Origin of the sequence: Aquabacterium sp. (assembly GCF_021768455.1) — a bacterium.
Taxonomy (GTDB): Bacteria; Pseudomonadota; Gammaproteobacteria; order Burkholderiales; family Burkholderiaceae_C; genus Aquabacterium.
Map to the genome: position 1 here is coordinate 40174 of NZ_JAIZVX010000007.1, position 14985 is coordinate 55158.

Annotated in this window: 16 protein-coding genes and 6 tRNA genes; 21 read left to right on the forward strand and 1 reads right to left on the reverse strand. The window is 66.4% G+C overall.

Going from position 1 to position 14985, the window contains the following annotated elements; all coding sequences use genetic code 11:
• Positions 1 to 59: 59 nt before the first annotated feature.
• The 21 genes from folC (at position 60) to QZ994_RS02015 (ending at position 14139) form a co-directional block, all read left to right on the forward strand.
• Entirely contained in the window at positions 60 to 1478 is a 1419-nt protein-coding gene (gene folC, locus QZ994_RS01915; RefSeq protein ID WP_290867434.1) for a bifunctional tetrahydrofolate synthase/dihydrofolate synthase, read from the forward strand.
• Between the two features lie 49 nt (positions 1479 to 1527).
• Entirely contained in the window at positions 1528 to 2487 is a 960-nt protein-coding gene (locus QZ994_RS01920) for an SPOR domain-containing protein (RefSeq protein WP_290867436.1), read from the forward strand.
• Positions 2488 to 2509: 22 nt separating this feature from the next.
• A complete protein-coding gene (locus QZ994_RS01925; protein ID WP_290867439.1) occupies positions 2510 to 3037 on the forward strand; it encodes a CvpA family protein in 528 nt (175 codons plus the stop codon).
• 35 nt (positions 3038 to 3072) lie between these two features.
• Positions 3073 to 4599: an amidophosphoribosyltransferase gene (gene purF / locus QZ994_RS01930; RefSeq protein ID WP_290867442.1), complete on the forward strand. Its 1527-nt coding sequence runs from the start codon at positions 3073 to 3075 to the stop codon at positions 4597 to 4599.
• Between the two features lie 4 nt (positions 4600 to 4603).
• On the forward strand, positions 4604 to 5890 hold the full coding sequence (locus QZ994_RS01935) for an O-succinylhomoserine sulfhydrylase (RefSeq protein WP_290867444.1): 1287 nt from the start codon (positions 4604 to 4606) through the stop codon (positions 5888 to 5890).
• Positions 5887 to 7278 (forward strand): glutamate--tRNA ligase, encoded by a 1392-nt coding sequence (gene gltX, locus QZ994_RS01940; protein WP_290867447.1) that lies wholly within the window; start codon positions 5887 to 5889, stop codon positions 7276 to 7278. Before QZ994_RS01935 ends, gltX begins: the two co-directional genes overlap by 4 nt.
• Before the next feature lie 124 nt (positions 7279 to 7402).
• Positions 7403 to 7478 (forward strand) — tRNA-Ala (locus QZ994_RS01945).
• 79 nt (positions 7479 to 7557) lie between these two features.
• Positions 7558 to 7633, forward strand: a tRNA-Glu gene (locus tag QZ994_RS01950).
• Between the two features lie 51 nt (positions 7634 to 7684).
• Positions 7685 to 7761, forward strand: a tRNA-Asp gene (locus tag QZ994_RS01955).
• A gap of 94 nt (positions 7762 to 7855) precedes the next feature.
• Positions 7856 to 7931: transfer RNA gene (locus QZ994_RS01960), tRNA-Ala, on the forward strand.
• A gap of 96 nt (positions 7932 to 8027) precedes the next feature.
• Positions 8028 to 8103, forward strand: a tRNA-Glu gene (locus QZ994_RS01965).
• Positions 8104 to 8167: 64 nt separating this feature from the next.
• Positions 8168 to 8244, forward strand: a tRNA-Asp gene (locus QZ994_RS01970).
• A 272-nt stretch (positions 8245 to 8516) separates the two neighbouring features.
• Complete coding sequence (locus QZ994_RS01975) at positions 8517 to 9029, forward strand: group II truncated hemoglobin (RefSeq protein ID WP_367172247.1); 513 nt, start codon at positions 8517 to 8519, stop codon at positions 9027 to 9029.
• A 45-nt stretch (positions 9030 to 9074) separates the two neighbouring features.
• On the forward strand, positions 9075 to 9671 hold the full coding sequence (locus QZ994_RS01980; protein ID WP_290867448.1) for a hypothetical protein: 597 nt from the start codon (positions 9075 to 9077) through the stop codon (positions 9669 to 9671).
• A 9-nt stretch (positions 9672 to 9680) separates the two neighbouring features.
• On the forward strand, positions 9681 to 11441 hold the full coding sequence (locus QZ994_RS01985; protein ID WP_290867451.1) for a SagB family peptide dehydrogenase: 1761 nt from the start codon (positions 9681 to 9683) through the stop codon (positions 11439 to 11441).
• Positions 11442 to 11456: 15 nt separating this feature from the next.
• Positions 11457 to 12299, forward strand: a complete 843-nt coding sequence (locus QZ994_RS01990) for an ankyrin repeat domain-containing protein (protein WP_290867454.1) — start codon at positions 11457 to 11459, stop codon at positions 12297 to 12299.
• Positions 12300 to 12308: 9 nt separating this feature from the next.
• Entirely contained in the window at positions 12309 to 12764 is a 456-nt protein-coding gene (locus QZ994_RS01995) for an ArsC/Spx/MgsR family protein (RefSeq protein WP_290867456.1), read from the forward strand.
• A gap of 48 nt (positions 12765 to 12812) precedes the next feature.
• On the forward strand, positions 12813 to 13250 hold the full coding sequence (locus tag QZ994_RS02000) for an Ohr family peroxiredoxin (protein WP_290867459.1): 438 nt from the start codon (positions 12813 to 12815) through the stop codon (positions 13248 to 13250).
• A 24-nt stretch (positions 13251 to 13274) separates the two neighbouring features.
• Complete coding sequence (locus tag QZ994_RS02005; RefSeq protein WP_290867462.1) at positions 13275 to 13514, forward strand: hypothetical protein; 240 nt, start codon at positions 13275 to 13277, stop codon at positions 13512 to 13514.
• A gap of 7 nt (positions 13515 to 13521) precedes the next feature.
• Positions 13522 to 13776, forward strand: coding sequence for a DUF6156 family protein (locus tag QZ994_RS02010; RefSeq protein ID WP_290867464.1), 255 nt, complete (start codon positions 13522 to 13524; stop codon positions 13774 to 13776).
• Positions 13777 to 13926: 150 nt separating this feature from the next.
• A complete protein-coding gene (locus QZ994_RS02015) occupies positions 13927 to 14139 on the forward strand; it encodes a hypothetical protein (RefSeq protein ID WP_290867466.1) in 213 nt (70 codons plus the stop codon).
• Positions 14140 to 14201: 62 nt separating this feature from the next.
• On the opposite strand, the gene QZ994_RS02020 is transcribed toward QZ994_RS02015, so the two are convergent.
• The coding region (locus QZ994_RS02020; RefSeq protein ID WP_290867469.1) for a DUF2779 domain-containing protein at positions 14202 to 14985 on the reverse strand (784 nt) is incomplete at its 5' end.

Below are 14985 nucleotides of genomic sequence, written 5' to 3' on the forward strand. Positions count from 1 at the left end.
CGGGCTGCGCGTTGAGTGCAGCCCTTTTGTTTTTCTGATCCTGCCCCACCTGAGCTGCCATGAGCGCCCCTGACACCCCTCTGAACGTGGCCGACCTGCATACCCTCGACGACTGGCTGACGCACTGTGAGCGCCTGCATCCGGTGGGCATCGACATGGGCCTGACCCGTGTGGGCGAGGTCTGGTCTCGCAGTGGCGTCGTGCTGGGCACGCCGCTGGGCCAGGAAGACGCCGAGCGTGCCGACGGCAGCACGCCGCCTGTGGTCTTCACCGTGGCGGGTACCAATGGCAAGGGCTCGACCTGCGCCATGCTCGAAGGCATCCTCATGGCGAATGGCTTTCGGGTGGGGGTCTATGGTTCGCCGCACCTGGTGCGCTTCGAGGAGCGCTGCCGCATCCAGGGCGACCTGGTCACGGCCGAGCAGCTGATTCCGCATTTCGCGGCCATCGAGGCGGCTCGTGGCGACATCCCGCTGACCTATTTCGAGTTCACCACCCTGGCCATCATGCGCCTGTTGGCCACCTCCGGGCTGGACGCGGTGGTGCTGGAAGTGGGACTGGGCGGTCGGTTGGATGCGGTCAACATCATCGACACCGACTGCGCCATCGTCACCAGCATCGACCTGGACCACATGGACTGGCTGGGTCCGGACCGCGAGGCCATCGGCTTCGAGAAGGCCGGCATCATGAGGGCAGGGCGCCCGGCCATCGTGTCCGATCCGCAGGCGCCGCAACGCCTGATCGACCATGCGACCGACATCGGTGCCGACCTGTGGCTGTTTGGCCGCGACCACAACTATGCAGGCGACCGCCAGCAGTGGTCGTGGGGCGGTCGCAGCAAGCGCTTCAATGGCATGGCCTACCCCGCCTTGCGCGGTGCCAACCAGTTGCTCAACGCGTCAGGGGTGCTGGCCGCGCTCGAGGCCATGCGCCCACGCCTGCCGGTCACGGCACAGGCGGTGCGCACGGGGCTGGCCACGGTCGAGCTGCCGGGGCGCTTTCAGATCATCCCGGGGCAGCCCACGTTGATCCTGGATGTGGCGCACAACCCGCATGCGGTGGCCACCCTGGCCGCCAACTTGGACCAGATGGGCTTCTTCCCTCGCACGCACGCCGTGTGGGGCGCCATGGCCGACAAGGACGCCGCGGGCATGGTGGCCAAGCTGCGTCCCCTGATCGACGCCTGGTACCTCACCGATCTGCCGACCGACCGTGCCGCCACCGCGGCCCAGTTGGCCCAGACCATCACCGAGGTGGTGTCTGCCAACCCCTCGGCCACAGCGCCAAAGGCCACCGTCAGCACCCACGCCGATCCCATGAGTGCGCTCAAGGCGGCGCTGGCTGCGGCCGACCCGACGGATAGAATCGTGGTTTTCGGGTCGTTCTACACCGTTGGGGGCGTGCTGCATGAGGGCTTGCCCAAGCTGAATGCGCCGCACATGGCGTCAGCGGAGCAGACCACCCCGGACGCGCCCTGAGCGGTATGGCCGTCTGCATCCCCTGAACAGACCCTGATCCACACCGAGCATGCCGCTGCCTTCTTTCCTTCAGCGCCTCCGTCAAGGTGCCGCCGACACCAAGTCCGTGGCCGATGCCGTGCCCCTGTCCCAAGCCGACATCGAGGCCACCCGCACCCGCGCACGCCGCCGCCTGGTCGGCATGGTGGTGCTGGTGGGCGCCGGTGTGGTGGGCTTCCCCTGGTTGTTCGAGACCCAGCCGCGTCCTCTGTCGGCCGATGTCCAGATCGTGCAGGCTGGTGAGGGCCGTACCACGCCCAACGGTCATCCGCGTCCGATGGCCTCGGGCAAGGTCGCCGTGGCCGGCATCGTGGCGCCCCAGGCTTCCGAAGCCGATGACGAGGCGCCCGCCACCGGGCTTGTGGCCCCGGAACCCAAGGCCGCGGAGCCCGTGAAGGACGCGCCGAAGGCCGCCGCCAAAGCCGAATCCCATGAGCCTCGCGAGCCCCGCGAAGAAATCCTCAGCGACAAGCCCCCGGTGAAGAAGGCCGCCGAGCCTGCGGAGGCGCGCGTGGCCGAACGCAAAACCGAGCCCCATGTCGAGAGGAAGCCCGAGCCGGCCAAGTCGCACGACAAACCATCGGACAAACCATCGGACAAGCCGTTGGAGAAGGTGGCTGAGAAGTCCGCAGACAAGGACAAGGCGGTGAAGCTGGCCGAGAAGGACAAGGCCGAGAAGGCCAAGGCCGCGGCCAGCAAGCCGGTCGAGAAGGTGGCAGAGAAAGCCGCAGACAAGGATGCCAGCCGCTACATCGTGCAGATTGGCGCATTTGGCGATGCCACCAAGGCGCAGGATGTGCGCCAGAAGGTCGAGCGCCTGGGCATCAAGACCTACACGCAGGCGGTCGACACGCCCGATGGCAAGCGCATCCGCGTGCGCGTGGGGCCTTATGCCGACAAGGCCGAGGCTGACAAGGCCATGGCGACCCTGCGCAAGGCTGGCCTGGGCGGCAACCTGCTCACGCTCTGACGCGGCAGCCTGAGAGCACACCATGGAGGGCGTCACCCCAGCCACAGCCAGCCCCTGGTCGATCGTCGACCTGTTGCTGCTGATCGGCCTTGGCCTGTCGGTCGTGATGGGGCTTTGGCGCGGCCTGGTCAGCGAAGTGATGTCGCTGGGCGGATGGCTGGTGTCCTACACGGCGGCCAACGCACTGGGCCCGGCGGTGGGCTTGCACGTGCCTGTGGGCGAGGCCGGCGGCCGGCTCAATGTGGTGGCCGGCATGGTCTGCGCTTTTGTCGCCGCCTGGTTGACCTGGGCGGCCCTGTCCTGGGCTGTGACCCAATTGATGCGCGAATCCCCCCTGAGTGGCCCCGATCGGCTGCTGGGCGGTGGGTTCGGCCTGATACGCGGCGTGCTCGTGGCCCTGGTGGTCGCCACGCTGGTGAACATGACGCCGTTGGCGCGCTGGGAGCCGTGGCAGGCTTCACGCGGCGTCGGCTGGCTTGCAGTGTTATTGGAGGGGCTCCGCCCCGCGTTGCCCGAGCAGGTGGTCAAATTCCTGCCCGAGCAGTCCTGAATTTTTTGCTTTTTGTTATCTGGAAGAGGTGAACCATGTGCGGCATCGTTGGTGTGATTTCCAAGGCGCCCGTCAACCAGCTGATCTATGACGCGCTGCTGCTGCTGCAGCACCGCGGTCAGGACGCTGCCGGCATCGTGACGGCCGGCCCCGATGCGCTGGGCCGCAAGTTCTTCATGCACAAGGCCCGCGGCATGGTGAAGGACGTGTTCCGCACCCGCGACATGCGCGCGCTGCCCGGCACCGTGGGCCTCGGCCAGGTCCGCTACCCCACCGCCGGCAACGCCTTCAACGAAGAAGAGGCACAGCCCTTCTACGTGAACGCGCCTTTTGGCCTGGTGCTGGTGCACAACGGCAACCTGACCAACGCCCACGACCTGCGCAAGGAGCTGTTCGACATCGACCGCCGTCACCTCAACACCGACAGCGACACCGAAGTCCTGATCAACGTGATGGCGCACGAACTGGAGCTTGCTGGCCGTGAGCTGCCCCTGACGCCCGAGGCCGTCTTCAAGGCCGTGGCCGCCGTGCACAAGCGCATCAAGGGCTCTTACGCCGTGGTGTGCCTGATCGCCGGCTACGGCATGGTCGCCTTCCGTGACCCTTACGGCATCCGCCCCCTGTGCTATGGCGAGGCCGATCTGCCCGAAGGTCGCGAAGTCATGGTGGCCAGCGAATCGGTGGCCCTGGAAGGCACCAGCCACCGCTTCGTGCGCGATGTGCAGCCGGGTGAAGCCCTGTTCGTCGACCTCGACGGCGTGGTCCACGCCAAGCAATGCGCCGAGAACCCGACCCTGCACCCCTGCGTGTTCGAGTTCGTCTACCTGGCCCGCCCGGACTCGGTCATCGACGGCGTCTCCGTCTACCAGGCTCGCCTCAACATGGGCGAGACGCTGGCCCAGCGCGTGATCTCGACCATGCCCCCGTCCGACATCGACGTGGTCATCCCCATCCCCGAATCCAGCCGCCCCTCGGCCATGCAGCTGGCCCAGAAGCTGGGCAAGCCTTACCGCGAAGGCTTCGTCAAGAACCGCTACGTCGGCCGCACTTTCATCATGCCCGGCCAGAGCGCGCGCAAGAAGTCGGTTCGCCAGAAGCTCAATGCCATCGGCCTGGAGTTCAAGGGCCGCAACGTGCTGCTGGTCGATGACTCCATCGTGCGTGGCACCACGTCCAAGGAGATCGTGCAGATGGCCCGCGAAGCCGGTGCCGCCAAGGTCTACCTCGCTTCGGCCGCGCCCCCGGTGCGCTTCCCCAACGTCTATGGCATCGACATGCCCACCAAGGCCGAGCTCGTGGCCCATGGCCGCACCCTCGAAGACATCCGCCAGATCATCGGCTGCGACGCCCTGATCTACCAGGACGTGGATGCGATGAAGCGCGTGATCGGTCAGCTCAACCCGGCCATCAAGGGCTTCGAGGCCTCCTGTTTCGACGGCGAGTACATCACCGGTGACGTCAGCGCCGCCGACTTCGCCGCCATCGAGTCCCAGCGCCTGACGCAAAAGGACGAAGAGGCCGCGAGCAACTCCCGTCTGGCCCTGCAAAACAAACAGGACTGAGCCCATGGCCGCCTCCGACGACAAGAAACGCCTGCCCCGCAAGGACTTCCCGTCCGGCGTGCGCATCGAGACCCTGGCCGTGCGCGAGGGCCTGCCGGCCACGCAATGGGGCGAGAACTCCGAAGCCCTGTTCCTGACCAGCAGCTTCAACCACCCGGATGCGGCCACGGCCGCGGCCCGCTTCGCCAACGAAGAAGAGGCCTTCGTCTACTCGCGTTTCACCAACCCGACGACGATGATGTTCGAGCGCCGCCTGGCCGCGCTCGAAGGCACCGAGGCCTGCATTGCCACGGCCAGCGGCATGGCGGCCATCCTCTTGACCGTGATGGCCCTGCTCAAGGCGGGTGACCACGTGGTCTGTTCGCAAAGCGTGTTCGGCTCGACCATCACGCTGTTGCAGCGCGAGTTCGGCAAGTTCGGCATCGAGACCACCTTTGTCTCGCAGACCGACCTGGCCGAGTGGCGCGCCGCCGTCAAGCCCAACACCCGGCTCCTGTTTGCCGAGACCCCCAGCAACCCGCTGACCGAGGTCTGCGACATTGCCGGGCTGGCCGACATCGCCCATGGGGCAGGAGCCCTGCTGGCGGTCGACAACTGCTTCTGCTCGCCTGCGCTGCAGCAGCCGGCCAAGCTGGGTGCCGACCTCATCATCCATTCGGGCACCAAGTACCTGGATGGCCAGGGCCGCGTGCTGGCCGGCGCCGTGTGTGGCCCCGACGCCATCATCAACGGCCCCCTGATGACCACCCTGCGCGGCGCGGGCATGACGCTCTCGCCTTTCAACGCCTGGGTCGTGCTCAAGGGCCTGGAAACCTTGTCGATCCGCATGCGGGCCCAGAGCGAGAACGCACTGCAGCTTGCCCAATGGCTGGAAGCCCAGCCCGCGGTCGACCAGGTCTTCTACCCAGGTCTGCCCAGCCACCCGCAGCACGAACTGGCCATGCGCCAGCAAAGCGGCTGTGGTGGCGCCGTGGTGTCCTTCACCGTCAAGCCCAGCAGTGCGCCCCTGACGGTGCCGCCGGTCAACGGCCTGGAAGAGCCCGCCCTACGCCTGCGTCAGGGGGCTTTCCACGTGATCGACCAGACCCGTCTGTGCTCCATCACGTCCAACCTGGGCGACACCAAGACCCTCATCACCCACCCCTCCAGCACCTCGCATGGCCGCCTGGCCGAAGCGCAGCGCCTGGCCGCGGGCATCACCCAGGGCATGATCCGCGTTGCGGTCGGCCTCGAACACATTGACGACCTCAAGGCCGACCTGGCCCGCGGTCTGAGCACCCACACCGTATGACCCAAGTCCGCACCCGCATCGCCCCGTCGCCCACCGGTTACCTGCACCTGGGCACCGCCCGCACGGCCCTGTATTCCTGGGCCTACGCCCGCCACCACGGCGGCCAGTTCGTGCTGCGCATCGAAGACACCGACGTCGCCCGCTCCACCCAGGATTCGGTCGAGCAGATCCTGCAGTCCATGCACTGGCTGGGGCTGGACTACGACGAAGGTCCGATCTACCAGATGCAACGTCTGGACCGCTACCAGGCCGTGATCGACCAGATGCTGGCCGCCGGCACGGCTTACCTCTGCTACACCACCCCCGAAGAGCTCAACGCCTTGCGCGAAGCCCAGAAGGCCCGTGGCGAGAAGACCGGCTACGACGGCCGCTGGCGTCCGGCCCCGGGCAAGGTGCTGCCGCCTGTGCCGGAGGGCGTGAAGCCCGTGGTGCGCTTTGCGAACCCGCTGGATGGCGAAGTGACCTGGGACGACCTGGTCAAGGGTCCGATCACCGTGGGCAACAAGGAGATCGACGACCTGATCATCCAGCGTGCCGACGGCGTGCCCACCTACAACTTCGCCGTGGTGGTCGACGACTGGGACATGGCCATCACCCATGTTTTCCGTGGCGACGAGCACATCAACAACACCCCCTGGCAGATCAACATCTACAAGGCCCTGGGTGCGACGCTGCCCGCCTTTGGCCACCTGCCCGTGATCCTGGGGGACGACGGCGCCAAGCTTTCGAAGCGCCGTGGCGCCGTGGCCGTGTCCAACTACGAAGAACTGGGCTACCTGCCAGAGGCCATGCTGAACTACCTCGCGCGCCTGGGCTGGAGCCATGGTGACGAAGAGCTCTTCAGCATCGAGCAGATGGTGTCGTGGTTCGATGGCACGCACCTGAACAAGAGCCCCGCTCAGTGGGATGCGGCCAAGCTGTCGTGGGTGAACGCCCACTACGTGAAGACGGCGGACGACACCCGTCTGGCCGCCCTGGTGGCCCAGCACCTGCGCACCCGCGGACTGAGCGTGGCCGATGACGCCCTGGTGGCCCATTGCGCGCTCTTCAAGGACCGCTGCAGCACCACGGTGGAGTTGGCCGACTGGCTGAGCATGTACGTGGCCGATGTGGCGCCGCCTGCCGAAGAGCTGACCCCATTGTTGACCGATGCCGTGAAGGCCGCAGTGGCCTCGCTGGCCAAGCGCCTGGAAACCGCGTCCTGGGACAAGGCCGGTGTGGCCGCGGCCCTGAAGGAGACCCTGGGTGAGCACGGTCTGAAGATGCCCTTGCTGGCCATCCCTGTGCGCCTGCTGGTGTGCGGTCGCGCCCAGACGCCTTCTGTGGACGCCGTGCTGGCGTTGTTTGAACGTGACGTTGTTTTGCAACGTTTGCTGAAAACAGCGTGAGGCTTGCCAAAAACTTCGAAACCGTTCTATACTCTCATTCTCGCTTCAACGACGCTTTGTTTGAAACAACAAGGCAGCCGGGCAAACCGAAACGATGACGATCCGCAAGGATAGAAATCACGACGGGGGTATAGCTCAGCTGGGAGAGCGCTTGCATGGCATGCAAGAGGTCAGCGGTTCGATCCCGCTTACCTCCACCACCAACATCTGGTTGGGTCGGTGATCCGGTTGCGGATTGTGTCGCAAGGCGTCGAAGAGATGAGAACTTAGAAGGATTCAGTCCCCTTCGTCTAGAGGCCTAGGACACCACCCTTTCACGGTGGCTACAGGGGTTCGAATCCCCTAGGGGACGCCAAGTTTTGACGGCACTTGGGTTGCGAAAGCAGCCACAGACGTCAGCCACTGCGGAGTGGTAGTTCAGTTGGTTAGAATACCGGCCTGTCACGCCGGGGGTCGCGGGTTCGAGTCCCGTCCACTCCGCCAAAGGTTTGAAGAAAGCCTTGCTGGTGACGCAGCAAGGTGACGATGGATACGAAGTCTCGGTGCCAGTCTGGCGCCCTGTCGTGAGGAATCACGTGGGGGTATAGCTCAGCTGGGAGAGCGCTTGCATGGCATGCAAGAGGTCAGCGGTTCGATCCCGCTTACCTCCACCAAAGATGCCCTGGGGTTTGGCCCCAGGAAATCGCAGGTGGCGTCAGGACCGGTAGCGAGACGCAGTAAAAATCGTATACAATTTGATGATTGACGGAGGCCCCTTCGTCTAGAGGCCTAGGACACCACCCTTTCACGGTGGCTACAGGGGTTCGAATCCCCTAGGGGTCACCAAGCTTGACGGCGCTTGGTGGATCGAGAGCATGTGCTCAAGATCAACGAAGTCGTTTGCCACTGCGGAGTGGTAGTTCAGTTGGTTAGAATACCGGCCTGTCACGCCGGGGGTCGCGGGTTCGAGTCCCGTCCACTCCGCCAAAAAAAGCAAAGCCCTGATGCGAAAGCGTCAGGGCTTTTTGCTTTGCGCGCCTCGCTTTCCTGTGTGTTTGCGGGCCGTGGGTGCGTGCACCCGGACGGCGGCCAGTGTCCGTCCGGTTTGTGGGCAACGCGACAAAGGGCCCGTGGCAGGCCGTGGTCGCTCCTGGGCTTGTGGCTTGGTCTCGCGGCCGTTTCCCCAGGGAAAACGGGCTTCCTGGCCCCTGAAAGACCGGGTGTGATGCTCAGGTACAACAGTTGCGGTCAGGCTGAGCATGAGCCAGCCCCACCCCCACGCGACCTTGCCCGCCGTCACGGCGGCCCCGAGCAACGACCACTTCATCCGCCTGGGTGGGCACGCCGTGGTGGTTCGCCTGGTCGACGCGTTTTACCGCGCGATGGACACCTTGCCCGAGGCCGCGGCCGTGCGGGCCATGCACGAGCCCGATCTGGGGCCGACCAAGGCCGTGCTGGTCGCCTACCTCAGCGAATGGATGGGAGGGCCGAAGGCCTACACCCCCCAGCGCGGCGCACCGATGTTGCGCCGTCGCCACCAGCCTTTCCCCATTGATGCCGCGGCGCGTGACGCCTGGATGGCCTGCATGCGACAGGCCTTGGCCCAGGAGTGCCCCGACGAGGGCCTGCGCGCCGAGCTCGACGCGGCCTTCTACAAGGTCGCCGACTTCATTCGCAACACCGATGCCGGTGGGGACATGCGACCGCATCCCGGTCGGCCGCGTGAGGTGGCGCCCGGCCAGGTGGCTGCGCCGCACCAGTCCCAGACCTGATCCCCCTTGTTCCGTGTTTCCGCTCACCAACCAAGAAAGCCAACCATGACCACCGCCGCCATCCAAAACACCGCCCTGGCCACCCTGGAGGCACAGGGCCGCTTGCTCAACAGTGTGCTCAAGGGCCCGACCAAAAAGCCCGGCCGCGTGGGTTTCCGCGGTGACATCGCCTTGAAGCTGGCCGAGAAGCGTGCCGACGAGGCCCGCCCGCCGGAGATCAGCACAGACCAGATCATTGCGGCCGCTCAGGAAGGTGAAGACCACATCGCCTTCATCGCCGGCTTTCTGCTGAGTTTCGAGTACCTGCAGATGGTGGTCGACGTGCTGGGCACTGCGCTCTCGCCCAAGGGCAAGTACTTTTTCTATTGCGACAACATCGACCTCTCTAAGCGCTACCAGGTGACCCTGGGCCCGGCCACGTTCTACATCCTCCCGATCGACGAAGCCACGGTCTACAACGAGACCCTGGAGTTGCTGTATCTGGAAAAGAACGACCTGAAGAAGCTCGATACCGCGGGCAAGGTGGACGCCATCGTCGACAAGGCCGCCAGCTTCACGCAGACCTTCCCGAGCATCACCTTCGAAGAGGGTTGCAAGCTGATGGGCCCGGTGCGCAACCTTTACGAAAACCGCCCCGTCTGAGGACGCGCGATGGCCAGCGCAGACGCCCAGGTCAAGGCCTACCATGAGCGCAGCAAGCACCGCTTGCAGCGCTATGCGGCCGGGCCCGAGACCCTGGACTGGGACGCCCAACCCGCGCCATTTCGGCGTTGGGATGGCGCCCCGGTGCGAAGGCTGCCCCTGGTTGCCGATGGCCTTTCGGCCAGCTGGGCAGGGGTGTTGGGCGTGACGGGCCATGACGCGCCGGCCGTGTGGCCCCTCTCGCTGCAGGCGGTGTCTGCCCTGCTGGAGCTCAGCTTCGGGCTCACGGCCTGGAAGCAGCAGGGGCCGGACCGCTGGGCCGTTCGGGCGAACCCCTCGAGCGGCAACCTGCACCCCACCGAGGCCTATGTGATGGCGCTGGGTGTGGCCGGTCTGGCCGATGGACTGTACCACTATGCGCCCTACGAGCACGCGCTGGTGCTCCGGCAGCCTTGGGCGATGCCGCTGGACGATGCGACCGGGCCCGGCGTGTGGGTGGGCTTGAGCTCGATCCAGTGGCGCGAAGCCTGGAAGTACGGCGAGCGGGCCTTTCGCTATTGCCAGCTGGACGCGGGTCATGCCCTGGGAGGCCTGCGTTATGCGGCGTCCACCCTGGGGTGGCAGGCACGGCTGCTGCCCGCGCTGGACCACGCGACCCTGGCCACGATGCTGGGTGTGGACCGCGATGCCGACTTCGGCAAGGCCGAGCGTGAGGAGGCGGAAATGCTGATCCGGGTGGGGCCTGGGGAGTTGGCCGAATGGACGGCCGAATCCACGGTCGACGCGCAGGGCAGCCTGTGGGCATTGCAGGCGCGGATGGCCGCCGCCTCGGGCGAATGGCAGGGGCAGGCCAGCCGGCTGGATGCCCACCCGATGTACCGCTGGCCGGTGATTGACGAGGTGGCCCGCGCCACCCGGGCCGTGTCGGCAGGGGAGGGGGGAGGTGGTGAGCAGACGCCGTGTGGGATGGTTCCGATCGATCCAGATCCAGATCCAGATCCAGATCCAGATCCGGTGCCGGGGCTGGGCACAGGCTGGCGTCAGATGCCACCGGACGTGCTGCCGCCTCGCTGGGGCCTGCCGGCCGCCGACCTGATCCGCGAGCGCCGCAGTGCGCAGCATTTCGACAAGCGTGCGCAGATGCCGGCTGGTGCGTTTTTCCGCCTGCTGGACGCGATCCTGCCCACAGCCGGGCTGCCTTTTGACGCCTGGCCGGCTGCGCCTTGTGTGCACCCGGTGCTGTTTGTGCACCGTGTGGAGGGCCTGACCCCCGGGGCCTATGTGCTGCCTCGTTCGCTGGACGGTGAGGCGCTCTTGCGCCAGCACCTGCAGACCGGTCAGGATTGGCAAAGCGTGGACGAGGCGCCCCAAGGGCTGCCGCTCTACCGTCTGGTGGCGCACCCCACCTTGTCGGGCACGCTGCGCACGCTGAGTTGCCATCAGGCCATCGCCAGCGATGCCTGCTTTGCCGTGAGCCTGCTGGCCGAATTCGATGGGCCCGTCAGCGAGTCGCCCGCGCGCTACCGCACGCTGTTTCAGGAGTCGGGGCTGCTGGGGCAGGTGCTCTACATGCAGGCCGAGGCCGAGGGCTTCCGTGGCACGGGCATCGGCTGCTATTTCGACGACGCGGTGCACGAGTTGCTGGGCCTGCATGGCGATGGCCTGCAGGCGTTGTACCACTTCACCGTGGGGGCGCCGATCGTGGACGCACGCATCGGCTCCGAGCCCCCGTATGCCGGCCGCCCTGAGGTGAGCCTGAGCGATGCCTGAACCCCGGAGCCAAGGATGAACGCCTCCACCCGATTCCTGCGCCTGAAGGCCCGTGATGCTGCCAGCTGGCTGGCCGCTCACCCTGAAGCCTTGCTGCTCGATGCCCGAGACGCGGCCCACCATGCCCGGGGCCATCTGCCCGGCAGCCAGCGCCTTGATGGTCGCAACCACGAGCGCCTGCTGCTGCGCGAAGACAAGCAGCGCCCGGTGTTCATCTATTGCTACCACGGCAATGCCAGCCAGACCTATGCCGAGATGTTCAGCGACTTCGGGTTCAACACCGTGGTGGACCTGATCGGCGGCTGGGAAGCCTGGGCCCAGGCGGGACCGCAGGCCTTGATCGACGCAGACCCGGACCAGGACCACGATGCGTTGTCACCGCAGCGGTCTTTGGCCAAAACCGAGCCCTTGTCGCCAGCCTTGGTCGACTGGCTGGCCGCCCACGCCTATCCCGATGTGCACACCCCGGGCGCGCATGGCAACACGCCCTTGATGGAGGCGGCCTGGCGCGGTGACCTGGCCATGGCCCAGGCCCTGCTGGCTCAGGGGGTGAGCCTGGAGGCCACCAATGGCGACGGCAACAATGCCCTGTGGCTGGCCTGTGTGTCGAACAAGCCGGAGCTGGTGACCTTGCTGGCCCAGGCGGGTGTGCCCATCGACCACCTCAATGCGACCGGCGCCACCAGCCTGATGTACGCCTCTTCCAGCAGCAAGCCGGGCATCGTCCGGGTCTTGCTGGACCTGGGGGCCGACCCGTTCATCGAGACCCAGGATGGGTTTTCGGCCATGGACATGGCGGCCAGCCTGGAATGCCTTCAACTCCTGCGTGCGGCCACCCGGACTGGCGCACCGGCCTGAGCCTTGACCATGACCCACCTTGTGTTCTACGAGAAGCCTGGCTGCGGGGGCAATGCCCGGCAACGCGCCATGCTGGAGGCCGCGGGCCACACCCTGGAGCGACGCAGCCTGCTGGACGCGGCCTGGTCGCGCGAGACCTTGATGCCCTGTCTGCAGGGGCTGCCTGTGGCGCAGTGGTTCAACCGGGCGGCGCCCCGCGTGAAGTCGGGCGAGGTGGTGCCCGAGACCCTGGACGCCGAGGCCGCGCTGGACCTGCTGCTGGCCGAGCCCTTGTTGATCCGACGGCCGCTGATGCAGCGCCCCGATGGCGCGTGGATGGTGGGCTTCGAGGTGGCCGCGGTCGAAGACTTTGTGGGCCTGGGCCCATCGACATCGACATCGACATCGGCTTCGATGGAGGGCTGTGCTGCTGCGCCCGAAGTGGCCGCCCGTAGAGCTTGTCCGAGCCCTCATACCGCCGCCTGACGTCGGCATCCGTTTCCCCCACCCTCGACCCTGGAACAGGAGCACCCCATGGACCTCGTCTACAAAGCCCAGATGCTGACGCAAGGCGGCCGCACCGGCACAGTGCAGAGCGAAGACGGCAGCGTGAAACTCAAGCTGGCCGTGCCCGCGGCCATGGGCGGCAAGGGCGATGGCCCGAATCCGGAGCAGCTTTTCGCCGGGGCGTTTGCCGCCTGTTTCGAGCACTCGGTGCGCCACATTGCGAAGAAGGGGCACGTGCCGCTGCGGGGCTGTTACGTCGAGGCCGACCTGTCGATGTTCGTGACCTTCGAAGACGCCTACCGCATGGCCTTGACCCTGACCGTGCACATGGCCGGCAGCCTGAGCCAGGACGACGCCGACAACCTGATCGAGCGCGCCAAGGGCATCTGCCCTTATGTGGACGCGACCAAGAACAACGTGAGCCTGACCCTGAGCGCGGTGCTCGACACCCCGGTGACGGCTTGAATCCAGAGAAAGCGACCTTGCACCATGAGCACGCCCGAAGGCTTTTTTGTGGACTGGAATGGCCACATCCGCACGACGACCGACCCTGGCGGGGGGTATCTGTGTGACGTGGACACGGTGGCCCGTTACGTGGGGGTGACCACCAAGACGGGTACCCTGGTGCACGAGGCCACTTTCTACAAAGACATGGCCGCCATCGAGAAGGCTGGGATCAAGGCCAAGCTGGTGCCGGGCAGTCACCCCTGGGGCAATCCGGATGACTGAGGCGGCGTTGCGTTACTTCCTGACTTACCGTGGCGTGAGCCTGCCTCTGTGCATGGCCGAGGAGTTGGACCCCGAGGCCTTGCGCAACCGCAACACCTACTTCCGTGCGGCCTATGACACCGCCGGCCGCATGCAGTGGGTGGAGAAGCTGGTGTATGGCGAGGTGGAGATGCGCCACGACTACCGCTATGGCGAAGACGGCACCCTGCGCGAAGCCACGGTGACCGAGCAGGACGAAGCGCCCCGCGTGCTGAGCCTGTGAAGGTGAAAGGACATCGGCGCAAAGGGCCGATGCCATCGGGGTTTTGCGCCAGATCAAAGACTCAGCATGCTCCTTGGATTAGGGCTCTTGCGTATCTTGAAGGCCTGGGCTTTCGCGGTGAGAGCCCCTCATCCATAGAGGAGTGTGACCATGGCCATTCAGACTTTCGACATCGCGGCCGACAACGCAGCCGGTGTGCCTGCAGGCAGCTACGTGTCGGCCGAGGTGGCCACCCGGCTGGAGCAGTCTTTGTCCAAGCTGGTGTGGACGGTGTTGTACGGCAAGAGCTTTGACGCATCCGGTCTTGCGGTGGGCGCAGAGAAGCTGCTTTCCGATTTGCGCAAGGGCAAGTTGGCCGCCTGAGCGCCAGACGTCCATGCCAAGGGCGCCCGTGCGGCGCCTTTGCTTTTGGCCGGGGCGAACACTCAAGCGTCGTCAGCTCCGTTCAGGGTCGGACCAGGGGCCTCGAAGCTGACCAGCAGGCGCATCAGGGCCGTGACTTCATGCTGCCCGTGGGCCAGCAGCTGGGCACGCAGCGTCTGGCGGCGGGCTTCGCTCTGTTTGGGGCTGATGCACAGCGCAAAGGCAGCTTGGGGCGAGAGCCCGTCTTCCGGGAGATCGGGCGCGAAGGCGCGGGTGACCGAGGCAAAGGACCAGGATCCCCGCATGGCCGGGTGGTAGACATGGGCGCGGGCCAGCTGGAAGAGGTCGACGATGCGGGTTTGCAGGGCATCGAGCTCCGGGGCAAGGTCGGCAAAGAGCGCGGCCAGCTCGCGCAGGCGGTTGCGCTCGAAGCCGGCGTTGTAGGCGATGACGGCGCCGCGGGGCCCCAGGGCGGACAGCAGGGTCTCGGCGAAGCGCCGGCGCGGGTCGCTCAGGCCATCGGCCAGGAAGGCATGGGTCTGCCAGCGGCCTGTGTCGGGGTCTTCGATCTCGGCGGTCCATTGGCAGGGCAGCACCTGGTAGGGCTGGGTGCCGACCCAGATGGGCGTGGCGTAGCCGATGGTGTCGATGCGCAGCAAGGCGCGGGGGCGGGGCAGGGCGCGCAGCTGCTGGCCCAGCTCGGCTTCGATCACGGGCGAGCCTTGCTGGACGGCGCGCCAGGCCCGGCGGCGGCGCGCGTCGGGCAGGCGGGCTTCGGGCACGGAGCGCAGGTCGGTGTGGCCTTCGGCGCGCAACTCGGCGGCCAGCTCGCGGCCCATGACCTCC